This window comes from Nonomuraea thailandensis (assembly GCF_024172165.1).
Lineage (GTDB): Bacteria > Actinomycetota > Actinomycetes > Streptosporangiales > Streptosporangiaceae > Nonomuraea > Nonomuraea thailandensis.
This window is the reverse complement of sequence record NZ_JAMZEB010000002.1, coordinates 10,420,751-10,441,598: the sequence shown is the minus strand read 5'-3', so window position 1 is coordinate 10,441,598 and position 20,848 is coordinate 10,420,751. Positions and strand designations below refer to the sequence as shown.

General features: G+C 68.9%; 20 protein-coding genes, 1 pseudogene and 1 riboswitch. Of the genes and pseudogenes, 6 read left to right on the top strand and 15 right to left on the bottom strand.

Translation table 11 applies throughout. The annotated features are described in order from the left end of the window. Positions 1-28 precede the first annotated feature (28 nt). Positions 29-1,105: a DNA integrity scanning diadenylate cyclase DisA gene (gene disA, locus HD597_RS52505; protein WP_253755212.1), complete on the top strand. Its 1,077-nt coding sequence runs from the start codon at positions 29-31 to the stop codon at positions 1,103-1,105. Between the two features lie 54 nt (positions 1,106-1,159). Here disA and HD597_RS52500 read toward each other — a convergent pair whose 3' ends face one another. Then, positions 1,160-1,855, bottom strand: coding sequence for a hypothetical protein (locus HD597_RS52500; protein ID WP_253755210.1), 696 nt, complete (start codon positions 1,853-1,855; stop codon positions 1,160-1,162). A gap of 112 nt (positions 1,856-1,967) precedes the next feature. Between HD597_RS52500 and HD597_RS52495 the strand changes: the two genes are divergently transcribed. Continuing rightward, positions 1,968-2,846 (top strand): iron-sulfur binding domain-containing protein, encoded by an 879-nt coding sequence (locus tag HD597_RS52495; protein ID WP_253755208.1) that lies wholly within the window; start codon positions 1,968-1,970, stop codon positions 2,844-2,846. Between the two features lie 85 nt (positions 2,847-2,931). Here the strand turns inward: HD597_RS52495 and HD597_RS52490 are convergent, their stop codons facing one another. Genes HD597_RS52490 through HD597_RS52480 form a run of 3 tightly spaced genes read right to left on the bottom strand, consistent with a single transcriptional unit; the run spans position 2,932 to position 4,228 of the window. After that, positions 2,932-3,390: a GNAT family N-acetyltransferase gene (locus tag HD597_RS52490; RefSeq protein WP_253755206.1), complete on the bottom strand. Its 459-nt coding sequence runs from the start codon at positions 3,388-3,390 to the stop codon at positions 2,932-2,934. 31 nt (positions 3,391-3,421) lie between these two features. After that, positions 3,422-3,838 (bottom strand): cupin domain-containing protein, encoded by a 417-nt coding sequence (locus tag HD597_RS52485; RefSeq protein ID WP_253755204.1) that lies wholly within the window; start codon positions 3,836-3,838, stop codon positions 3,422-3,424. Between the two features lie 12 nt (positions 3,839-3,850). Then, positions 3,851-4,228, bottom strand: coding sequence for a cupin domain-containing protein (locus HD597_RS52480; RefSeq protein ID WP_253755202.1), 378 nt, complete (start codon positions 4,226-4,228; stop codon positions 3,851-3,853). Positions 4,229-4,289: 61 nt separating this feature from the next. Here HD597_RS52480 and HD597_RS52475 point away from each other — a divergent pair, with 61 nt between their 5' ends. Continuing rightward, complete coding sequence (locus tag HD597_RS52475; protein ID WP_253755200.1) at positions 4,290-4,760, top strand: MarR family winged helix-turn-helix transcriptional regulator; 471 nt, start codon at positions 4,290-4,292, stop codon at positions 4,758-4,760. A gap of 41 nt (positions 4,761-4,801) precedes the next feature. Here the strand turns inward: HD597_RS52475 and HD597_RS52470 are convergent, their stop codons facing one another. The 8 genes and pseudogenes from HD597_RS52470 to HD597_RS52435 all read right to left on the bottom strand — a co-directional run bounded on the left by HD597_RS52470 (position 4,802) and on the right by HD597_RS52435 (position 14,786). Further along, entirely contained in the window at positions 4,802-5,740 is a 939-nt protein-coding gene (locus HD597_RS52470) for a sugar phosphate isomerase/epimerase family protein (RefSeq protein WP_253755197.1), read from the bottom strand. Between the two features lie 480 nt (positions 5,741-6,220). Further along, a complete protein-coding gene (locus HD597_RS52465; protein ID WP_253755195.1) occupies positions 6,221-6,589 on the bottom strand; it encodes a hypothetical protein in 369 nt (122 codons plus the stop codon). Positions 6,590-6,757: 168 nt separating this feature from the next. Further along, positions 6,758-9,259, bottom strand: coding sequence for an ATP-dependent Clp protease ATP-binding subunit (locus tag HD597_RS52460; RefSeq protein WP_253755193.1), 2,502 nt, complete (start codon positions 9,257-9,259; stop codon positions 6,758-6,760). Between the two features lie 570 nt (positions 9,260-9,829). Further along, positions 9,830-10,267 (bottom strand): annotated as a pseudogene (locus tag HD597_RS52455) (Clp protease N-terminal domain-containing protein); the annotation flags it as partial. Positions 10,268-11,138: 871 nt separating this feature from the next. Further along, positions 11,139-11,471: a histone-like nucleoid-structuring protein Lsr2 gene (locus HD597_RS52450; protein ID WP_106243615.1), complete on the bottom strand. Its 333-nt coding sequence runs from the start codon at positions 11,469-11,471 to the stop codon at positions 11,139-11,141. A 514-nt stretch (positions 11,472-11,985) separates the two neighbouring features. Then, the gene (locus HD597_RS52445) at positions 11,986-12,474 is read right to left on the bottom strand and encodes an RDD family protein (protein WP_253755191.1); all 489 of its coding nucleotides are present in this window, start codon (positions 12,472-12,474) and stop codon (positions 11,986-11,988) included. Positions 12,475-12,586: 112 nt separating this feature from the next. Further along, on the bottom strand, positions 12,587-14,119 hold the full coding sequence (locus HD597_RS66255; protein ID WP_253755189.1) for an RDD family protein: 1,533 nt from the start codon (positions 14,117-14,119) through the stop codon (positions 12,587-12,589). An 85-nt stretch (positions 14,120-14,204) separates the two neighbouring features. Continuing rightward, positions 14,205-14,786, bottom strand: a complete 582-nt coding sequence (locus HD597_RS52435; RefSeq protein ID WP_253759843.1) for an amino-acid N-acetyltransferase — start codon at positions 14,784-14,786, stop codon at positions 14,205-14,207. A gap of 266 nt (positions 14,787-15,052) precedes the next feature. Further along, positions 15,053-15,206: riboswitch (cyclic di-AMP (ydaO/yuaA leader) on the top strand. Between the two features lie 99 nt (positions 15,207-15,305). Here HD597_RS52435 and HD597_RS52430 point away from each other — a divergent pair. Then, positions 15,306-16,259, top strand: coding sequence for a C40 family peptidase (locus HD597_RS52430; RefSeq protein WP_253755187.1), 954 nt, complete (start codon positions 15,306-15,308; stop codon positions 16,257-16,259). A 32-nt stretch (positions 16,260-16,291) separates the two neighbouring features. Here HD597_RS52430 and HD597_RS52425 read toward each other — a convergent pair whose 3' ends face one another. After that, positions 16,292-16,504: a LuxR C-terminal-related transcriptional regulator gene (locus HD597_RS52425; protein ID WP_043615366.1), complete on the bottom strand. Its 213-nt coding sequence runs from the start codon at positions 16,502-16,504 to the stop codon at positions 16,292-16,294. A 184-nt stretch (positions 16,505-16,688) separates the two neighbouring features. Between HD597_RS52425 and HD597_RS52420 the strand changes: the two genes are divergently transcribed. Then, the gene (locus HD597_RS52420) at positions 16,689-17,888 is read left to right on the top strand and encodes a cytochrome P450 (protein WP_253755185.1); all 1,200 of its coding nucleotides are present in this window, start codon (positions 16,689-16,691) and stop codon (positions 17,886-17,888) included. 5 nt (positions 17,889-17,893) lie between these two features. On the opposite strand, the gene lysX is transcribed toward HD597_RS52420, so the two are convergent. Next, positions 17,894-19,375, bottom strand: a complete 1,482-nt coding sequence (gene lysX, locus HD597_RS52415; RefSeq protein WP_308210876.1) for a bifunctional lysylphosphatidylglycerol synthetase/lysine--tRNA ligase LysX — start codon at positions 19,373-19,375, stop codon at positions 17,894-17,896. Positions 19,376-19,544: 169 nt separating this feature from the next. Here lysX and HD597_RS52410 point away from each other — a divergent pair, with 169 nt between their 5' ends. Continuing rightward, on the top strand, positions 19,545-20,015 hold the full coding sequence (locus HD597_RS52410; RefSeq protein ID WP_253755183.1) for a hypothetical protein: 471 nt from the start codon (positions 19,545-19,547) through the stop codon (positions 20,013-20,015). A gap of 49 nt (positions 20,016-20,064) precedes the next feature. Here the strand turns inward: HD597_RS52410 and HD597_RS52405 are convergent, their stop codons facing one another. Beyond that, positions 20,065-20,847 (bottom strand): type III pantothenate kinase, encoded by a 783-nt coding sequence (locus HD597_RS52405; RefSeq protein ID WP_253755181.1) that lies wholly within the window; start codon positions 20,845-20,847, stop codon positions 20,065-20,067. Between the last annotated feature and the right edge of the window lies 1 nt (position 20,848).

The following is a 20,848-nucleotide window of genomic DNA, read 5'->3' as shown; positions in this document are numbered from 1 at the left end:
TGAGGTGACCGATCGACACGGGGGTCAGGTGGATAGGAGTCTGGACGACCGCCGTCGCGAAGCTCTGGCCTCGGTAGCGCCGGGCACACCTCTGCGCGACGGCTTGGAGCGGATCCTGCGCGGGCAGACCGGCGGGCTCATCGTGCTCGGCTACAACCGCGTCGTCGAAGAGGTCTGCAGCGGCGGCTTCGAGCTCGACGTCGACTTCTCCGCCACCAGGCTGCGCGAGCTGGCCAAGATGGACGGCGCCATCGTGGTCAGCAACGACCACAAGATCGTACGCGCCGCCGTGCACCTCGTCCCCGACCCCGCCATCCCCACCGACGAGTCCGGCACCCGCCACCGCACCGCCCAGCGCGTGGCCAGGCAGACCGGCCTGCCGATCATCGCCATCAGCAAGTCGATGCGCATCATCGCCCTCTACCTCGACGGCATCCGCTACGTCCTGGAGGAGTCGGCCGCCATCCTGTCCAAGGCCAACCAGGCCCTGGCCACGCTCGAACGCTACAAGCACCGCCTCGACGAGGTCTCCGGCACGCTGTCGGCCCTGGAGATCGAGGACCTGGTCACGGTCAGAGACGTCGCCGCCGTCGCGCAGCGCCTCGAAATGGTCCGCCGCATCTCCGACGAGATCAAGGGCTACGTCGTCGAGCTGGGCACCGACGGCCGCCTGCTGTCACTGCAACTGGACGAGCTCGTCGCAGGCGTCGACTCCGAACGCGAGCTGGTCATCCGCGACTACCTCCCCGCCCCCGCGGGCCGCCGCCAGAAACGCCTCCTGGAAGCGCTGCACGAGCTGGACAAACTCTCGGGCGCCGACCTCCTCGACCTCTCGGCCGTCGCCCACGTCCTCGGCCACAACGGCACCGACCAGCTCGAAACCCCCGTCAGCCCCCGCGGCTTCCGCCTCCTGGCCAAGGTCCCCCGCCTGCCTGCCACGGTCGTCGACCGCCTGGTCAACCACTTCGGCAGCCTGCAGAAGCTCCTGGCGGCCAGCATCGACGATCTGCAGGCGGTGGGCGGCGTGGGCGAGTCCCGGGCCCGCAGCGTCCGCGAGGGCCTCTCCCGCCTGGCCGAATCCTCCATCCTGGAGCGCTACGTCTGAGAGCGTCGATCGCTCGGGCATCGCCTGAGCAGCAGCTCTCACCCACCACCTGGGCTAGCGCAGGTGGAAGACCCCCTTGCTGGTGCGCATCCTGCCCATCCGCGCCACCGCCACGTACGTCCCCGGCAGCGCCGCCGCGGCCGTGGACCGGCAGTCGGTGCTGGACCGCCGACGATCCCACTCCAGTGACCGCACGTACGGCACCCCCCGCTGCAGCTCCTTGACCTCGGCCCCCGGCCCGCTGACGCAGTCGGCCGTGGACCAGATGCGGTCGGCGCCCGAGGTGATCCTGACCTCCATGGCCCGTGGCCCCACGTCGGCCGTGCACATGACCGAGCCGGTGTTCACCAGGGTGACCAGGAAGGTGGGCCGGGAGCCGCCGGCGAAGATCTCCTCCCTGCCGCCCTGGAGGCTGAGCACCAGGTCCTTCTCCTCGCACGGCTCTCCCGGCCGCCTGGGCCGCTCCGAGGGGGCCGCCTTGGGGCTGGGCGTGGGGGACGGGCTCGCGGTGCCCATGGCCAGCGTGCGCAGGCCCGCCAGCAGCGGGTCGACGGCCGGCGTGGTCGGCGCGGCCGTGCTGCCGCTCGCGCTGGGTGAGGACTGCGCGCTGGAGGTTCGTTCGGGGCCGCTGCCGCCGCTGGAGCACGCCCACGCCACAACGGCCACCACGACGAGCACCGCCACCAGCACGCTCATCCGGCGCCGCCAGTAGATGTCACCGCCGTCGCCATGCATCGTATCCGGGTCCATACAGCACAGGATGGTGAGCGGGCAACGACAGCGAGTGACGACACGCCGGAGGATGGCATCTCCTGGAACGGCGGCGCGCCAAGGGTTGTCATCGCCCCCTACGCTGGACCGCGTGGTTGAGCCGAACCTCCTGCACACCGCCGTTCTCGACTGGTACGAGGACAACGCCCGGGATCTCCCGTGGCGGGCGCCCGACGCGTCCCCGTGGGGGGTGCTGGTGAGCGAGATCATGCTCCAGCAGACCCCGGTCGTCCGCGTGCTGCCGATCTGGCACGAGTGGATGGAGCGCTGGCCCACCCCCGAGGCGCTGGCCGCCGAGCAGCCCGGCGAGGCCGTACGCCACTGGGGCCGGCTCGGCTACCCGCGGCGCGCGCTGCGCCTGCATGCGTGCGCCCGCGCCATCACCGAGGAGCACGGCGGCCAGGTGCCGTCCGACCACGCGACCCTGCTGGCCCTGCCCGGCATCGGCGAGTACACCGCGGCCGCCGTCGCCAGTTTCGCCTTCGGCGGGCGGCACGCGGTGCTCGACACGAACGTCCGCCGGGTGTTCGCCAGGGCGGTCAGCGCCGAGGAGTACCCTCCGACCGCCACCTCGGCGGCCGAGCGGCGGCTGGCGCAGAGCCTGCTGCCCGAGCTGGGCGCCGCCCGCTGGGGTGTGGCGGTGATGGAGCTGGGCGCCCTGGTGTGCTCGGCACGCTCGCCCCGCTGCGCCGACTGCCCGATCACGGACCTGTGCGCGTGGCGGCTGGCGGGCAAGCCGCCGCACACCGGCCCCGCGCGCAGGGGGCAGACGTACGCGGGCACCGACCGCCAGTGCCGGGGCCGCCTGCTGGCGGTGCTGCGCGAGGCCCACGGCCCGGTGCCCAAGGCGGCGCTCGACGTGGTGTGGGACGACGCCGCGCAGCGCGAGCGCGCCCTGGACGGCCTGGTCGCCGACGGCCTGGCCGAAGCCCTCGACGACGGCACCTACCGCCTGCCCCACTCCTCCTGACGCCCCCGCACCCCCAGCTCACGTCCCGGCCTCAGCCTGCGTCACGGCCTCAGCGCGGGACGCGTGCTCAGCCCGCCTCCCGGTCTCAGCGGGGGCGGTAGTCGGGGCTCCTGAAGGGCCAGTGTGCGGACAGCCAGGCTGTCACGGCCTCGTACAGGGGCACGTCCAGGTCGGCCCGGTCGGCCGTGACCCAGGAGGACACCTCGGCGTCATGATCGTCACCGGCTGAGGGATAGATGTAGACGCATCCGATCACCTCGCCACCGTCCGGATCGAGGACGGTGTAGGTGAACCCGCGGCGCTGCGCGAAGTCGTCCGCGTGGCGGCGCAGGTCGGCGAGGTTGGCCTCCAGGGTCATGCCGCCGGCGGGAGGCCATCCGTGATCCGGGTAGCCCGGGGTGGCGCGGATGTGCTCGATGCTGCCGGTCCAGGCAGCGTGGTCGGCGGTGTTGTGCTGGGGACCCAGGGGTTCCAGGCGGAACCGCGGGGTGACCAGCTGTGCGGGGACGTCGAAGTCGCCGGGGACGAAGGCGGTGTCGGTCATGAGGCCGAGGCTACGAGACCGGCGTCGCGGGTCACATCGCCCAGGGCGGGACGAGCCGCTCGGCGTCCTTCGGGGCCAGGTCGCAGGCGTCCGGCCCCGACACGCCACCGGGGTTGTACACCTGGGCCCCGGCGGGGGCGGCCACGATCGAGACGAACCCGCGCTCGGCATCGGCGAACATCTGCCTGCTCACGTCCGCAGGCAGCACCATCGTGTCGCCCGCGCCCACCTCGTGCCGCTCACCGCCCAGCTCGACCACGGCGGACCCGTCGAGCCACGTCCACACCAGCTCGGCGTCGAACGCGTGCACCGGCCCCACCATGCCGGGCCTGGCCTCCACCCGCCAGACCGCCTGCCCGGCGGAGCCCTGCGTCGGGGAGGCGAGGGTGGTCATGACCCCGTTCGGGGTGTCCACCTTGCGGGAGTCCGCTCCCATGATGACGGTCATCGCTCTTTCCTCTCACACGATCCACGGCGGAACGCCGAAGTCGGCGCCGTCAGGGCCCGAGGCCCTGGCGCCGGCCGGCGCGGTGACGATGGCGGTGTAGCCGGCGACCGGGTCGGCCAGCACCCGGCGCACGGTGCGGGCGGGCATGACGACGGTGTCGCCGGCGGCGACGGCGTGCGTCTGGCCGCCCAGCTCTACGGTGGCGGCCCCGGCCACCCAGCTCCACACCTGCTCGCTGTCGAAGTCGTGCACGGGCCCCACGGCGCCCGGCCTGGCCTCGACCTTCCACAGGGACCGCGAGGCCCCTCCCTGCGTCGGCGAGGCGAACGTGGTCATGACCCCGCCCGGAGTCTCCGACCGCCGCGCCTCGGCCTGACGTATGACGGCCATGCCGCCGCACCCCCTAAGATAGGCAACTACGTTGTCCATATAGTTAACCAGGTTGTCTATCGTGTCAAGCTACGTCCCCGGCTTCGAGCTTCCGCTACGCCTGCTGCTCGCGTTCAGGCTGTTGATCGACGAGCTCCACGCGGAGCTCGGCAGGCAGGGCCATCCGGACATCAGACCCATGCACGGCTTCGTCATGCAGGCCATCGGGCCCGACGGCACCACGGCCGTCGAGCTGGGCCGTACGCTCGGCGTCTCCAAGCAGGCGGCGGGCAAGACGATCGAGACGCTCGAACGCGTCGGCTACGTCGAGCGCACCACCGATCCGCAGGACACCAGGCGCAAGGTCGTGCGCCTGACCCCGTACGGCATGGACGCCCTCGACCGCTCGGCCCGCATCTTCGACGCCCTGCGCGCCCGCTGGGCGGCCGAGCTCGGGGAGGATCGGCTGCGGGAGCTCGAATCCGACCTGCGCAGGATGACGCCCGGCAATCCGTGGCGACTGGACACGCCGGGCTGGTTCGGCAACCTCTGAGGGCGCTTGGCGGCGAGCTGGAGACCCAGACCGGTAGGGCTCTAGGCGGCGAGCTGGAGGCCCAGGCTGGTCAGGTTGGCACGCGCCCAGTCCAGCTCCTCGGCCAGCATCGACACCAGCGCCCCCGGCCCCTTGGCCCGGCCCGGGACGAGCAGGTTGTGCGTCTCGACCTCGATGTGCGCGCTGCCGCTCACCGCGCCCGACAGCATGGCCGTCAGAGTGTCCTGCAGCACGGCGCCGGTGCCCGGCGACTCGCCCGTGTGGTTGTGCACGTGCCCCACCTTGACCACCGGCGCCCCGGCCTCGGCCAGGCCCTTCAGCGCCGCGCCCGGCTCGCCGGCGTCGCAGGCGAGATTGCAGGCGTCGAGGCAGACGCCCAGGTGCTCGGAGTCGATGCCGCCCACCCGCTCCAGCGCCTGCTCGGTCGTCTCCAGGACGCACCCCGGCCACGGCTCGAACCCGACCCTGATCGTCTTGCCGCTCGTGCTGTAGATGCCGCGCAGCTCGCGGGCCAGCCGCTCCAGCCGCCGGGTGGCGATGGCGTGCAGGTCGGCGGGCCAGTCGCGGCGCCAGCCGATGGGAATGGTCGAGATGCTGCCGAAGCGCACGTCCTCGGGGAGCAGGAACGCCAGGATCTTGGCCAGGGCCATCGTGTAGCGGTATCGCTCGGGCTTGGCCCAGTCGGGGCCGGGCACCTCCTGGTTGCGGCCACCGGTGCCGTTCAGGCTCACGACCTCCAGGCCGCGCTCCTCCAGGGAGCGGCGCAGGCGTACGAGCTCGATGCGGTCGGCCGTGAGGTGGTCGGCCACGGCCGGGGACAGCCACAGCCCGATCCCCATCCGCTCGACGCCCAGCCGCTTGCGCACCGGCACCGCGTAACGGGTCAGGTGCGCGATGAGGTTCTCCAGGTCCTCAGCGGGGTGGACGCCTGCGTTGTAGGCGAGGTGAACGAGCGTTCCGTCATCGTGACGCAGGCGCATCGGTTTCCTCCAGGGCTTGCATTAGTGTTCCCGTCGCCCGCCTCTGACGTGCGAACCATGTGAGCATGCCTGCCAGACGGTGGCACGCGCGTCCGCCCTGAGTTGACGTCTTGCTACTCCCCAGGGAGCAGGCCCCCAGCTTGGGAGCACGCTCTTGTGGCTCACTTGGATGAGACTTGGCGAAGCTCTACGCAGTGTAGTACTACTCGCGGTGGTGGCATACCCGCTGACCCAACAATTACGCAACGACGGCAACCTTCTCACTTCTCCACATGGGGGATGTGAGGATCTCCGAAGATGGCGTACCTGCCGCTCACGGCCCCGTGCGGGAGCCGTCGGACAAGCAGGCGACCTCGGCTCCATCCAGCACCTCCCGCGGGCCCAGCGGCGATCTCAGGACCGCCTCCGTACACACCTATGACTGGATAGCCCCCGAAAATGTGACACGACCCTTCGGACAGGGCCGGGCCGCCGGCGGTTTCAGGCCAGCGGAGCGCCCACGCAGTTGCCGATCACCTGCGGGCTGAGGATCTCGCCGGGGCTGCCCAGGATGTTCACGTCGGCCCCGCAGACCGGGATGTTGAGGTCGGCACTGGAGAGCTGCGCCTGATCGAGGGGCGGAGCGATTCGGGCAGGACCGGCCTGAGCCCGGGCGGCCTGGGCGGAGGCGATTCGGGCGCTGGCGGCCTGGGCGGAGACGACCTGGACGGGGGCGATTCGGGCGATCGCGACCTGGGCGGAGGCGGCCTGGGCGAGGGCCGCGAGGGGCAGGACGGCGACGGCAAGGGCGACGGCGGTGGTGTCGGCGGTGGCGAGGAGCTCGGTGAGGCGGCGGAGGAAGCAGCGCATGGGCGAGCCTTCCGTTGAGGATGTTCCTCAACCGGTGATCCCCGCGCCGCACCCTCACTTCCCGTGATGGACGGTCACGGTAGGTTGCCGCGCGGTCCCGGCCACATCACCCTTCTGACATGCGAAAAGCCCCCGCGCAGGGCGCGGGGGCCTTCGTTGGACCCAGGATCAGTTCTGGATCGGAGCGGCGATGGCGGCGGCCGAGTCCGGGATCTTCGAGGCGGTCTCGCCCTTGAAGATGAACTTGGCGTTGTCGCCCTCGCCCTCGATCGTCACCTTCACGACCTGGCCGGGCCGGAGCTCGCCGTAGAGGATCTTCTCCGACAGCGAGTCCTCCAGCTCACGCTGGATCGTGCGCCGCAGCGGCCGGGCGCCCATGACGGGGTCGTAGCCGCGGTCGGCGAGCAACTGCTTGGCCTCGGGCGAGACCTCGAGCCCCATGTCGCGGTCCTTCAGCCTGGCGTCCACCTGGGCGAGCATCAGATCCACGATCTTGATGATCTCGTTCGGCGTCAGCTGGTGGAAGACCACGATGTCGTCGACACGGTTGAGGAACTCGGGCCGGAAGTGCTGCTTGAGCTCCTCCTGGACCTTCGCCTTCATCCGCTCGTAGTTGGACTCGGTGTCGTTGGACTTCGCGAACCCGACCCCGATGCCCTTGGAGATGTCGCGGGTGCCGAGGTTGGTGGTCATGATGATGACCGTGTTCTTGAAGTCGACCACGCGGCCCTGGGCGTCGGTCAGGCGACCGTCCTCCAGGATCTGCAGCAGCGAGTTGAAGATGTCGGGGTGGGCCTTCTCGATCTCGTCGAACAGGACCACGGAGAACGGCTTGCGCCGCACCTTCTCGGTGAGCTGGCCGCCCTCCTCGTAGCCGACGTAGCCGGGAGGCGAGCCGAACAGCCTGGAGACGGTGTGCTTCTCCATGAACTCCGACATGTCCAGGCTGATCAGAGCGTCCTCGTCACCGAAGAGGAACTCCGCCAGAGCCTTGGACAGCTCGGTCTTACCGACACCGGAGGGGCCGGCGAAGATGAACGAGCCACCGGGACGGCGCGGGTCCTTCAGACCGGCGCGGGTACGCCGGATGGAGCGCGACAGGCCCTTGATGGCGTCGTCCTGGCCGATGATCCGCTTGTGGAGCTCGTCCTCCATGCGGAGCAGGCGCTGCGACTCCTCCTCGGTCAGCTTGAAGACCGGGATGCCGGTGGCGGTCGCCAGGACCTCGGCGATGAGCTCCTGAGTGACCTCGGCCACGACGTCCATGTCGCCGGCCTTCCACTCCTTCTCCCGCCGCTCGCGCTTGAGCTGGAGCTGCTTCTCCTGGTCGCGGAGGGCAGCGGCCTTCTCGAAGTCCTGCGCGTCGATCGCGGACTCCTTGTCGCGACGGACGTTGGCGATCTTCTCGTCGTACTCGCGCAGGTCCGGCGGCGCGGTCATCCTGCGGATACGCATCCGGGAACCGGCCTCGTCGATGAGGTCGATCGCCTTGTCGGGCAGGTAGCGGTCGCTGATGTAGCGGTCGGCCAGCTGCGCGGCGGCGACCAGCGCGTCGTCGGTGATCGACACGCGGTGGTGCGCCTCGTAGCGGTCGCGCAGGCCCTTCAGGATCTCGATCGTGTGGCTGAGTGAGGGCTCGGCCACCTGGATCGGCTGGAAGCGCCGCTCCAGCGCCGCGTCCTTCTCCAGGTACTTGCGGTACTCGTCGAGCGTGGTCGCGCCGATCGTCTGCAGCTCACCGCGGGCCAGCATCGGCTTGAGGATGCTGGCGGCGTCGATCGCGCCCTCCGCGGCGCCCGCACCCACGAGCGTGTGCAGCTCGTCGATGAACAGGATGATGTCGCCGCGTGTGCGGATCTCCTTGAGGACCTTCTTCAGGCGCTCCTCGAAGTCACCGCGGTAGCGGGAGCCGGCGACCAGGGCGCCGAGGTCAAGCGTGTAGAGCTGCTTGTCCTTCAGCGTCTCGGGCACCTCGCCCCTGACGATCTTCTGCGACAGGCCCTCGACGACGGCGGTCTTGCCGACGCCGGGCTCGCCGATGAGAACGGGGTTGTTCTTGGTCCTGCGGGACAGGACCTGCATGACCCGCTCGATCTCCTTCTCACGGCCGATGACCGGGTCCAGCTTGCCCTCGCGGGCGGCCTGGGTCAGGTTACGGCCGAACTGGTCGAGCACCAGGGAGGTCGACGGGGCCGACTCCTGCGGACCGCCCGCCGCGGCCGGCTCCTTGCCCTGGTAACCGTGGAGCAACTGGATGACCTGCTGCCGGACACGGTTGAGATCAGCTCCAAGCTTGACCAGCACCTGGGCCGCCACACCCTCACCCTCGCGGATGAGCCCGAGCAGGATGTGCTCGGTGCCGATGTAGTTGTGACCCAGCTGCAAAGCCTCACGGAGCGACAGCTCGAGGACCTTCTTGGCCCGCGGGGTGAACGGAATGTGCCCCGACGGAGCCGACTGGCCCTGGCCGATGATCTCCTCGACCTGCTGGCGCACACCCTCAAGGCTGATGCCGAGGCTCTCCAGAGCCTTGGCGGCCACGCCCTCACCTTCATGGATCAAGCCAAGAAGAATGTGCTCAGTGCCGATGTAGTTGTGGTTGAGCATCCTGGCCTCTTCTTGGGCCAAGACGACAACACGCCTCGCTCGGTCGGTGAACCTCTCGAACATCTCGTCGCTCCTCACAGAGCGGTCAGTCAGGCCGGTAAATCCGGTCCCGTCCTCCCGCATGCTAGCCCTGGCTCGGCGAACCGTGCCCACTGCCGCTGACACGCTCTATAGCAGAGACGTTCCCCGAGAGCAGGGCGTTCACCCTCCATCCAACTACTGTTCGGGGGTGACGTGTTCCCGATACGCCGCAAGCGAACGATGTTTAGGACGCCCACGGAAGCGGCTGGAAATGGCCACCCGCGCCGCACGCGGACCCATACGGATCGTCCATCGGACGCCTGGCGCGGAGCCGGCGCGGGGACGCCGCTTTCGCCCCTGCATCTGAGATGCCGCGTCCGTATCTATTACGCAATCATCTTATGTCGCGGCTCGATGCAAGACCAAGCTCGCACGCTACGCCGTGAGCACAACACGGCACACACCGCTCAGGGGCCCGGACTCGCCACTTCCCCACGCCTCAGGACCCGCCACTTCCCCGCCCCTCAAGACCCACCGCGTCCGCACGCTCAGAACCCGCCGCTTCCCCACACCTCAGGACTCGTCACCACCCGGCGCTCAGGTGCGGGGAGCCTGGTATCTCGCGACGAGCTCGTCCACGGCCTGCCGGATCCCTGCGGGGTCGGCGCCGAGCTTGACCAGCGCCTGGACCGCCGTGCCCGTGCCCTCGCGGACGAGCCCGAGCAGCAGGTGCTCGGTGCCGATGTAGTCGAGGCCGCGGTCCGTGGACTCCTGGCCGGCCAGTTGCAGTGCCCGGCTCGCCCGCGCCGTGAACGGGAGGTGCCCCTGCGCGGCCGTCTCTCCACGGCCGACCAGCTCCACGACCTGCCGGCGCGCGCCCTCGATGCCGACGCCGAAGCCCTCCAGGGCCTTGGCGGCCACGGCCTCGCCCTCGCGGATCATGCCGAGCAGCAGGTGCTCGGTGCCGATGTGGTGGTGGTCGAGCGCCCTGGCCTCTTCCTGGGCCAGGACCAGGACACGCCGCGCCCGGTCGGTGAACCTCTCGAACAACTCGCCGCTCCTCACTTCGCGGTCGGACAGGCCGGTCAACGCGCCCCATCCTTCCGCATCCCGGCGAGCGATCGACAATTCACGATCTTGACGGCACCGGCCGCCGGCATGCCTCAAGCGCGCATCCCGCACAGACGGTAATCGCCAATCCGCCATCCGGTCAGCCGGGTTACCGGACGGTATCCGCGTGATAGCCGCTCTTCCGCTCCGCATGGCGGCGCGGCCGCGGGCATTCCCCCACTCGCGTGTACGCGGAATCCCCATCCCGTACCGGCGCAGGATGGCGGCATTGTGGGGTGGATGACGGCTAGATCCAGCATTGTGCGAGCCATGCTCGTACTTGCCGGTTATGCCCGGCTCGTCGCATCCTGCGCGCCGGTAATCCGGAGCCCGCCACATCCCCGCAGGGACAAGGTTTTCGGCGGCGCCCGGGTCAGCCCGGGCCCGGCTTAAGCGTTACAGCGAGTGAAGAGGCCACGGGTTTTTAGCGTGGCGCGTTCCATGGGCGCGGCATCCGAAGCGCTCGATGCGACGGGCTACAAGCTCCGCGCGAACCTCAATGCCCGCCGCACAAGCCAATGTGGGCGGCCGCCGCCCAGTTCGTACGCGCCCAGCGTACGTTGAATGAGGTATGGCCGCCCCACACGGCATTCGCGCCCGCCACCATCCACATATGCCGGCGCCAGCCGGTGAAACGGCGCCATGGACGAGGCAGGAACACGCGCGCCCAAAACGCCCGCATATGGGCGTCTCAGGAGATCATCTTCCGGAACGTCCCGCATTCGGGATCGCCACGGAAACGATCATGCGCTTATGGCGGCCGCCGGGGTCCAAGGCGAGCATCATAAGCGCATGGTCGAGAGCCGGGCCCTTAGTGAGCGGCTTCGTACTTCTCCACCACGGTGGAGGCGATGCGGCCGCGCTCGCTGACCGGCAGGCCGTGAGCCTTGGCCCACTGCCGGATCTCGGAGCTCTTCTCGCGGCTCATCGCACGGTTGCCGCCCCGGCCGCGCCGGCGCGTGGATACGGCGCCCGCCCTGCGCGCGTGCTGCACGAAAGGCGTCAGAGCGTCCCTCAGCTTCTTCGCGTTAAGGTCGCTGAGGTCAATCTCATAGGTGGAGCCGTCAATAGCGAAGCTGACCGTCTCATTGGCCTCGCCCCCATCGAGGTCATCGATGAGAATCTCCTGGATCTGCTTGGCCATGTACGCAATCCTTTCGCGGAGCATTGTTTCATTCGCCTGCCCAAACATATACCCGGAAAGGCGTGGAGACAATTCAGCGCTACGGGGATTCGGCTGACTAGCCGATCAGTTCTGGCTCTCGGGCTGATCCTCGCGGTTTCGCCGGCCCCCGAGGGCCTCCGACCGGACCAACTTCACTACGCCAAAGATGAAGGCGCCACCCACCACGACCGGGGGGATGAGCGCTGACAATACGTCTGTTAGGGCTTCCATTCGTCCTCGCCTCCACGGCTAGCGGGGTTTCGGGGGCGCATAAAGCGCTGGGAGCGTGACCACGGGGAGCCCGGCTCCCTCATGACACCCAGGGCGGCATCCACCCGTAACCGACCATAGCGCCACACACAGGCCCTGTGCGCTGCAGGGGCGCCAACATCCGGCAACCCGGACGCCCCATAGCCTAATGCCAGTCTCTCCAGGCTCCTTACCGGATCAACCGAAAATTTTGCGAAAAGGCATCGCCCCTGGTACGGATGGCTCAGCGAAGATCTTTAACCACCCTCGTTCCCGCTGCCCGGTCGTGTGGACCCCGCTCCAGGGGCTTGTCCATCAGGATGAGCAGCCCCACGCCGAACAGCAGCATTCCGGCCACCAGATTGACGACCGGAATGCCCATGAGCATCACCGGAGCGGGATAGACGATCGTCCGCCTGAGCAGAACCCGGGACGACAGACCCTCCGGCGCCAGGCGAATCTTCATGATCGCCTTACCGAACGTCCGCCCGCGCCGGGAATGCGCCCACCAGTCGTAGCCCGCATAAGCCAGCCCGGCCACCAGCCACGCGAAGACTCCCGGCAGCCGCCCGCCGAAGACCTCGGCCATCCCGACAGTCCGGAAGAAGCCCCACAGCGCGATGAACAGAATGTAATAGAAGACCCCGAAGACGAGTGCTTCAATCAGCCGGGCGCCGAGGCGTTCCCACCATTCGGCGGGCAGCACGTCCGTCCGCGGCGTCGTCCCGGCCATAACTGCCACCTCGTGTCGTCGGGGGCTCGGGTCGCTAACTAATTCTGGTACAGGTCTACACACAAAACATAGGGGCCGGCGAGGCCGGCCCCTATGTCGCGTCTGCGGAAGACTACTTGATCTTCACCACCACCGTCTTCGCGAACTTGTCCGCGAAGGTCTGCTGCAGGGGCTTGTCCCACAGCTGCGAGGCGCCGTTCAGCCCGTAGGCGATGGCCGAGATCAGCGGGCCGACCAGAGGGACCCAGTAGACGACGAAGCCGCCCACCGTGACGAGCGCCCGCTTGAGCGACACGTCGTTGGGCAGGCCCTCCGGCGGCACGGCGCCGCCGACCTGGGCGACCTTGATGCCCATGACCATCTTGCCGACCGTCTGGCCCTTCAACTTGACCAGGACGAAGTCGTAGGCCGTGTAGATCAGGGTCACGACGATCGCGACGGCGAGGTAGTACAGCATCCCGAACGTCAGGCCGCTCGTGAGCCCGGTGATCGAGCTGTACGAGGGGTACAGCGGGGTGAGCGCCAGCGACACCACCCACATCACGACGCCGAAGATGACGCCGTCGATGAGCCTGGCCACCAGGCGCTGCCACCACTCCGCCAGCGGCGCCGGCGCCCCGGGGGGCTGCACGCCGACCGGCTGGCCGTAGGGCTGCCCGTAGCCGGGCTGCTGGCCGTAGCCGCCCTGCCCGTACTGCTGCGGCTGCTGGCCGTAGCCCTGCTGGCCGTACTGCTGCTGGTCGTAGCCCTGCTGGCCGTAACCGGGCTGGGCGTAGCCGGGCTGGGACTGCTGCTGCTGGCCGTAGCCCTGTTGCTGTCCATAGCCCTGCTGCTGGTCATAGCCCTGCTGGCCGTAGCCCTGCTGCTGGCCGTACTGGGCCTGCTGGCCGTAGTCAGGCTGCGACTGGGGCTGCTGGCCGTACTGGGCCTGCTGACCGTAGTCGGACTGGGACTGCTGCTGCCCGTAACCCTGCTGACCGTAGTCGGGCTGGGACTGCTGCTGCTGCCCGTAACCCTGCTGACCGTAGTCCGGCTGGGACTGCTGCTGCTGCCCGTAGCCCTGCTGCTGGCCGTAGCCGGGCTGCGACTGGGGCTGCTGGCCGTACTGCTGGCCTGACTGCGGCTGCTGGCCGTAGCCGGACTGCTGCCCGTAGCCCTGCTGGTCGCCGTAGCCCTGCTGCTGGCCGTAGTCGGGCTGGGACTGCTGCTGCTGCCCGTAACCCTGCTGCTGGCCGTACTGGGGCTGCTGGCCCGATTGGGGCTGCTGGCCGTAGCCGTACTGCTGCTGCTGGCCGTAGTCGGGCTGGGACTGCTGCTGCTGCCCGTAACCCTGCTGCTGGCCGTAGCCCTGCTGCTGGTCATAGCCCTGCTGGCCGTAGCCCTGCTGCTGGCCGTACTGCTGCTGGCCGTACTGCTGCTGGCCGTAGCCCTGCTGCTGCTGGCCGTAGCCCTGCTGGCCGTAACCCTGTTGCTGGCCGTACTGGGGTTGCTGGCCGTAGGCGTCGTCCGCCCGGTAGCCGACCACAGTCACGTCCGGGTCGGGCTCGCCGGGGTGGCGGCCCGTGTTCTGCTGCCCGTAAGGGGTGCCGGGCGCGGAATTCTCGCCGGATTCGTCCTGCGGATACGGCGGCTGTCCGGTGCTCACCGTGTCACCTCGCTTCGAGTGCGCATGTGGCACGTGTCAGGACACATGCCTGTGCTGCCCAACGTATCGACATAGGTATCAACAATCACCTTTCCATCTGGTCAAGGTCCGCGTCACCCGATGTCAGATGGAGCAGCATGCGGGTGTTGCCCAGGGTGTTCGGTTTGACGTGCTCCAGGTCGAGGAACTCCGCCACACCCTCGTCGTAGGAGGCCAGCAGTTCGGCGTACACCTCGGGTGAGACCGGCGTGCCCTGAATCGGGCGAAAGCCGTGCCTCGCGAAGAAGTCCACCTCAAAAGTCAGACAGAATACACGTCGCAGACCCAGATCCTTCGCGTGCTGTATCAGCGCCGAGACGATCCGATGGCCCACGCCCATGCCCCGGCACTCCGGATCCACGGCCACGGTGCGGACCTCCGCGAGATCCTCCCACAGCACGTGGAGGGCGCCGCAGCCGACGACCTGCCCGCCCCGCTCGGCCACCCAGAACTCCTGGACGTCCTCGTACAGGGTGACCGTGGCCTTCTCCAGGAGCCGCGGGCCCGCGCCCGCGTAGGTGTCGACCAGCCGCCTGACCGCCCGGACGTCGGGCGTGCGGGCACGCCGGACCACCACCGCGCTCTCGGGCCCGGTCTCGGACGTTGCCAGTTCGGCCACCTGCTCCATGGCTCTCCAGAGTACAGATGTCATTACGGCTCAGACTTAACTCCCATCTCTGGGCCCATCCTGTTACATCTGGTGGCCATATCAGCACGCTCCCCACATCCGGCAGTAGCAGCAACGAAGGGGACATAAAGTCCGTTCAGCCCGGTCAGGCACGAGATCACCTTGTGACCCTTCGGTTGTGAAACCTCTATGAACTCGGCAGTTCCGGTTGAGCACGAACTCGGAGTGCATTAGTGTCCAGCGACGATGTTCCCCGCGTGTCGCGCGCGAGGAACACGCCCAATCCCCGCGAGGGGAGCCGGGGACCCACCGGCGGCGCGACCCCCATCGCCCGCCATTCGGGGTGAATCCGAGTTGTTCGGTAGGGCTGCTCCGGCCCGAACCCGCCAGCTAACCCGGTAGGCGTCGAGGAAGGGAGCTTGGTTGGTGAAGCGCACGCGTAACGACGGGGAGAGGACGGCGGGCAGGCACGCGCGCCCTCGGCAGTGCCTCCGGCGCTCACGCCGCCTCGGCGGTGTGGTGAGTCTCACAGTCGCGGCGTTGCTGATCGCCATTCCCGTCGGCTCCGCGTCCGCGGACCCCGAGCCCTCGCTCCAGGACCTGGCCAAGCAGGTCGAGAAGATGCACACCGAGATCGAGACGCTGACCGAGGAGTACAACGGCCAGCGCGAGAAGCTCAAGACCGCCAAGAAGGCCGCCGACGCCGCACAGAGGACGCTGGCGACCAGCGAGGCCGATCTGGAGGCCAAGCGCACGGAGGTCGCGCTCCTGGCTCAGAACGCGTACATGACCGGCGGGATGAACCGGATGCTGGCGTTCGCCACCTCGGGCGACCCCGACTCCTTCCTCGACCGCGCCGCCACCATGGACGTGCTCGAACAGCAGCAGGGCGCGGAGGTCAACCAGGTCACCCAGGCCAGGGAGGCCGCCGAGCGCGCCAGGGCCGGCGCCCAGGCCCGCATCGACGAGGTCCAGGAGATCGTCTCCGAGCTCGACACCAAGCGCGGCAAGATCACCAAGCTGGTCACCAGGGTCGAGAGCAACCTGTTCAGGCGGGCGCTGGGCGAGGCGGGCCGCCCCGGCACGCGGGCGCAGCGGGTCAACCTGCCGATCGTCGGCAGCGGCAAGGCCGCCCAGGCCGCGCGGTGGGCGCTCACGCAGCAGCTCAAGCCGTACGTCTGGGGCGCCGAGGGCCCCAACTCCTACGACTGCTCGGGCCTGGTCATGGCCGCCTACCAGAGGGTCGGCATCTCCCTGCCGCACTACACCGGCAGCCAGTGGACCGCGGGCCGGCACATCTCACGCGAGGAGATGCGCCCCGGCGACCTGGTGTTCTTCTACAGCGACCTGCACCACGTGGGCATCTACCTCGGCGGCGGCATGATGGTGCACGCGCCGCAGACCGGTGACGTGGTGCGGATCGCCTCGATCGCCAACAGGCCGTTCGCCGGCGCGGTACGCATCGCCGACTGACCAGGGGCCCCTATCCCCATGGCCGCTCGCCGCTAGATCAACTGGCGGCGGGCCGCCCATGCCACGGCCTCGATCGCCGTGGCGACGCCGATGCGGTCACAGATCCCACGTAGTCGCCTGCGCACCGTGCGCCCGCTGATATCCAGCCGTCTGCCCACCCGGTCGACCGTGACCCCCTTGGCCAGCTCCGCGAGCAATGCAAGGTCCGCATGGCTCAGCTCAACACCTTCAGTGAGCACATCCATCGGGAGCCCTCCCCCCCAACAGCTGAACTTGGGCCTCTTGACCGGGCCGAAGTCGCTCCTCGCAGACGGTAAACGCATCCTGGAAAGGTCGTCAAGCATAACAATCGCCGCTCTTGACCAGGGCTATTGACATGATCCGAAATATATGACCTACTCGCGATATGTCGGTACCGATCAGTCCAGGATGAGCGAGCTCATGGAGCCTTCCGGTGCTCCGGATCCGGCGGTTCTGAGCCCGGTGGACGTCCTGGGTTTCGATCCGTTCGATCGGGGATTTCTGCATGATCCTTACTCCCGCTATCGCGAGCTGAGCGCGCGCGGCGCCCTCTTCCGTACGCGCGGGGGCCTGCTCGTCGCCACCACGCACGAGCTGTGCACGACCCTGCTCCGCGACCCGCGCTTCGGCCGCGGCTCCGGCAGGCAGAACGGCGCCGACCCAGGTCAGCCCGTTGCATCGTTCCTATGGCTGGACCCGCCCGACCACACGAGGCTGCGTGCCCTGGTGAGCAGGGCGTTCACCCCGCGCATGATCGAACGGCTGCGCCCGCGCATCGAGGCGATCAACGCCTCGCTGATCCGCGCGCTGCCCGACGAGGCCGACCTCGTGTCGGGGCTCGCCTACCCGCTGCCGGTCATGGTGATCAGCGAGATGCTCGGGGTGCCTCCAGAGGACCACGATCGCTTTCGCGGCTGGAGCGAGAAGCTTGCCCGCGGCCTTGACCCGATGCTTACAGAAGACCTCTTATCGGAAACCGGGCGGGCCAGAAGGGAGTTCGGCGACTACTTCCGCGAGCTCGCCGCGCTCAGGCGGGAGCGGCCCGGCGACGATCTCCTGAGCGCGCTGACGGGCGTGCCGGAGCTCACGGAGGGCGAACTGCTGGCCACCTGCGTGCTGCTGCTCGTGGCCGGCCACGAGACCACCGTCAACCTCATCGCCAACGGGGTCCTGGCCCTGCTCCGGCACGGGCGGCTGGCGCAGGCGGCGCTGCGGCCCAAGGAGGTGGTGGAGGAGGTGCTCCGCTACGACCCACCGGTGCAGCTCACCCACAGGGTCGCGCTGGAGGACGTGTCGCTGGGCGGGACGCCGGTGCCGCGGGGCACGCCGGTGATGGCCGTGATAGGCGCGGCCAATCGCGACCCGGCGGTCTTTCCCGATCCCGACCGGTTCGACGTGACCCGCTCGCCGGAGCGCCACCTCGCCTTCGGGCTGGGCATCCACTTCTGCCTCGGGGCCACGCTGGCGCGGATGGAGGGCGAGATCGCGCTGTCGGCCCTCGCCGCGGCGGCGCCCGGGCTGGAGCTGGCCGAGCCCGCGCCGCCGTACAAGGAGAACGTGGTGCTGCGCGGGCTCGCCTCGCTGCCGGTGCGGCTGAACCGCTCCTGAGCGGCCTACTGGGTGGGCTTGACCAGCGGGAACAGGATGGTCTCGCGGATGTTCCTGCCGGTGAAGGCCATGATCAGCCGGTCGATGCCCGCGCCCATGCCCCCGGTGGGCGGCATGGCGTACTCCAGCGCCTGAAGGAAGTCCTCGTCGAGTTGCATGGCCTCGGGGTCGCCCCCGGCGGCCAGCATGGACTGCTCCACCAGGCGGCGGCGCTGGTCGATCGGGTCGTTGAGCTCGGAGAAGGCGGTGCCCAGCTCGGTGCCGAAGCCGATCAGGTCCCACTTCTCGGTCAGCAGCGGGTCGTCGCGGTGCACGCGGGCCAGCGGGGAGGTCTCCACCGGGTAGTCCATGACGAACGTGGGCTGGATCAGGGTGTGCTCCACCAGCTCCTCGAACAGCTCCTGGACGAGCTTGCCGGGGCCCCACTTCGCGTCCCAGTGGATCTCGCGCCGATCGGCGATCTTGCGCAGCTCCTCCAGGGAGGTGGCGGTGGTGATCTCCTCGCCCACCGCCTCGGAGACGAGGTGGTGAAGCGGGATGCGCGGCCACTTCGCGCCGCCGAGCTCGACCTCCATGCCCTCGTGCACGACCACCGTGCCGTCCAGCGCGGCCAGGGCGGCGCGCTGAATCATCCGCTGGGTCAGGTCGGCCATGTCGTGATAGTCGAGGTACGTTCCGTAGGCCTCGACCATCGTGAACTCGGGGTTGTGCGTGGAGTCGGCGCCCTCGTTGCGGAAGGTCCGGCTGATCTCGAAGACCTTCTCGATGCCGCCCACCACGAGCCGCTTGAGGTAGAGCTCGATCGCGATGCGAAGGTAGAGCTCCATGTCGTAGGCGTTGATGTGGGTCTTGAACGGCCGGGCCGCGGCGCCGCCGTGGATCGGCTGCAACATCGGCGTCTCGACCTCGAGGTAACCCTCCTCGTGCCAGAAGTCGCGCACCGCGCGCACCGCGGAGCTGCGCAGCCGGGCCATCTTCCTGGCGTCGTCGTTGACGATGAGGTCGACGTAGCGCTGGCGGACCCGCGCCTCGGGGTCGGTGAGCCCGATGTGCTTCTCCGGCAGCGGGCGCAGGCACTTGGCGGTGATCTGCCAGCTGTCGGCGAGGATGGACAGCTCGCCACGGCGGGAGGTGATGACCTCGCCGATCACGCCGACGTGGTCGCCCAGGTCGACGTCGCGCTTCCAGCTCGCCAGCGACTCCTCGCCCACCTTGTCGAGCGAGATCATCACCTGCAGGTCGGCGCTGCCGTCGCGGATCGTGGCGAAGCACAGCTTGCCGCCGACGCGGTTGAGCATGACGCGCCCGACCACGGCGACCTGGTCGCCGGTCGCGGTGTCGGGCTCCAGGCCCTGGTATTTCTCCCTGACCTCGGCGTTGGTCGCCGTGCGTGGGAAATTCACCGGGTAAGGGTCGACGCCCTCGCTGCGAAGGCGGTCGAGCTTCTCCCTCCGGATGCGCATCTGCTCGGGAAGTTCGTCGCTCACAACAACAAAGGGTAGGGGATATGGCGAACTGCAAGGGCTCGTCGGCCCGCTGAAGGAACGCTGCAGGGTCGCTGAAGGAACGCTGCAAGAGCCCCGGTTTACAACTTTCTTACGAGCTCGGGGGGGAGCCGGTAGGGAGCCGGCCCATGGGGAGCTCGAGGAGAGAAAGATGTTCAAGAAGATCGCGACCGGTCTCGCCGCTGTCGCCGCCACCACCGCCGTGGCCCTGTCGCTGCCTGCTTCGGCCCAGGCGAGCTCGTACGACTACTCCGAGTACTGGGGCCCCGCCTACGCCAAGCACGGCCTGGCCAAGGCGCAGGGCTGGGTCGGCGTCGACTGGGACCACCACGGCGAGTCGAACGAGGTCACGGTCAAGGGCAAGCTGTTCGACCTGGACGACCGCACCTACGAAGAGGGCGGCAAGTGCGCGTACGTCCAGTTCCAGGCCAGCGACTTCGACCACGAATGGTCCCCGGTGTACGCCAAGAAGTACTGCGGCTACCCCGGCTACAAGAAGTTCGGCTTCCAGGAGCACGACGTCTACAGCCTGCGGGCGAAGGTCTGCCAGGTCGGCCCGCACGGCGGTTACCCGAAGAAGTGCGGCCCCTGGGAGTACCTCTACACCGCCGAGAGCGAGTGACGCAGAAAAGGAACGGCCCCCGGCGTTGCGCCGGGGGCCGTTCCCTTTTTCATGAGACGTTGCGGTGGTAGATCAACCGGAGTCCGATGAGGGTGAGCCACGGCTCGTGCACGTCGATCGAGCGCGACTCGCCCACCACCAGCGCGGCGTGCCCGCCGGTGGCCACCACGGTGACCTCGTCGGGATCGTCGGCCAGCTCCGCCGCCATGCGCTCGACGATGCCGTCCACCTGGCCGGCGAAGCCGTAGATGATGCCGGCCTGCAGCGCCTCGACGGTGTTCTTGGCGATCACCGATCGCGGCCTGACCAGCTCGACCTTGTGGAGCTGCGCGCCGGCGGCGGCCAGCGCGTCCACGGAGATCTCGATGCCGGGGGCGGTGACGGCGCCGACGTACTCGCCCTTGGCCGAGACCGCGTCGAAGGAGGTCGCGGTGCCGAAGTCGACGATGACGCAGGGGCCGCCGTACTGGTCGATGGCGGCCAGCGCGTTCACGATGCGGTCGCTGCCGACCTCCTTGGGGTTGTCCATGCGCACGGGCACCCCGGTGCGGATGCCCGGCTCCACGATCACCGCGGTCACGTCGCCGTAGTAGCGGCGGCACATCTCACGCATCTCGTTCAGCACACTCGGCACGGTGGAGCAGATGGCGATGCCGTCGACGTCGGCTCCCTTGAGCAGCGGCGACTGGGCCAGCAGGCCCTGGAGCACGACAGCGATCTCGTCGGCGGTGCGGCGGGCGTCGGTGGCCAGCCTCCAGTGCTCGATGACGTCCTCGCCCTCGAACAGGCCCAGCACCGTGTGCGTGTTGCCGACGTCGATCGTGAGCAGCATC

Bases quoted from the DNA above. Each gene is read 5' to 3' on its own strand.
- HD597_RS52460 (WP_253755193.1), bottom strand. From the start codon at position 9,259: ATGTTCGAGAGGTTCACCGACCGAGCGAGGCGTGTTGTCGTCTTGGCC.
- HD597_RS52445 (WP_253755191.1), bottom strand. From the start codon at position 12,474: ATGGCCGGGACGACGCCGCGGACGGACGTGCTGCCCGCCGAATGGTGG.
- HD597_RS52435 (WP_253759843.1), bottom strand. From the start codon at position 14,786: ATGGAGCAGGTGGCCGAACTGGCAACGTCCGAGACCGGGCCCGAGAGC.
- HD597_RS52450 (WP_106243615.1), bottom strand. From the start codon at position 11,471: ATGGCCAAGCAGATCCAGGAGATTCTCATCGATGACCTCGATGGGGGC.
- HD597_RS52425 (WP_043615366.1), bottom strand. From the start codon at position 16,504: ATGGATGTGCTCACTGAAGGTGTTGAGCTGAGCCATGCGGACCTTGCA.
- HD597_RS52490 (WP_253755206.1), bottom strand. From the start codon at position 3,390: ATGACCGACACCGCCTTCGTCCCCGGCGACTTCGACGTCCCCGCACAG.
- HD597_RS52405 (WP_253755181.1), bottom strand. From the start codon at position 20,847: ATGCTGCTCACGATCGACGTCGGCAACACGCACACGGTGCTGGGCCTG.
- HD597_RS52420 (WP_253755185.1), top strand. From the start codon at position 16,689: ATGAGCGAGCTCATGGAGCCTTCCGGTGCTCCGGATCCGGCGGTTCTG.
- HD597_RS52465 (WP_253755195.1), bottom strand. From the start codon at position 6,589: ATGCGCTGCTTCCTCCGCCGCCTCACCGAGCTCCTCGCCACCGCCGAC.
- HD597_RS52470 (WP_253755197.1), bottom strand. From the start codon at position 5,740: ATGCGCCTGCGTCACGATGACGGAACGCTCGTTCACCTCGCCTACAAC.
- HD597_RS52485 (WP_253755204.1), bottom strand. From the start codon at position 3,838: ATGACCGTCATCATGGGAGCGGACTCCCGCAAGGTGGACACCCCGAAC.
- HD597_RS52500 (WP_253755210.1), bottom strand. From the start codon at position 1,855: ATGGACCCGGATACGATGCATGGCGACGGCGGTGACATCTACTGGCGG.
- HD597_RS52410 (WP_253755183.1), top strand. From the start codon at position 19,545: ATGTTCAAGAAGATCGCGACCGGTCTCGCCGCTGTCGCCGCCACCACC.
- HD597_RS52480 (WP_253755202.1), bottom strand. From the start codon at position 4,228: ATGGCCGTCATACGTCAGGCCGAGGCGCGGCGGTCGGAGACTCCGGGC.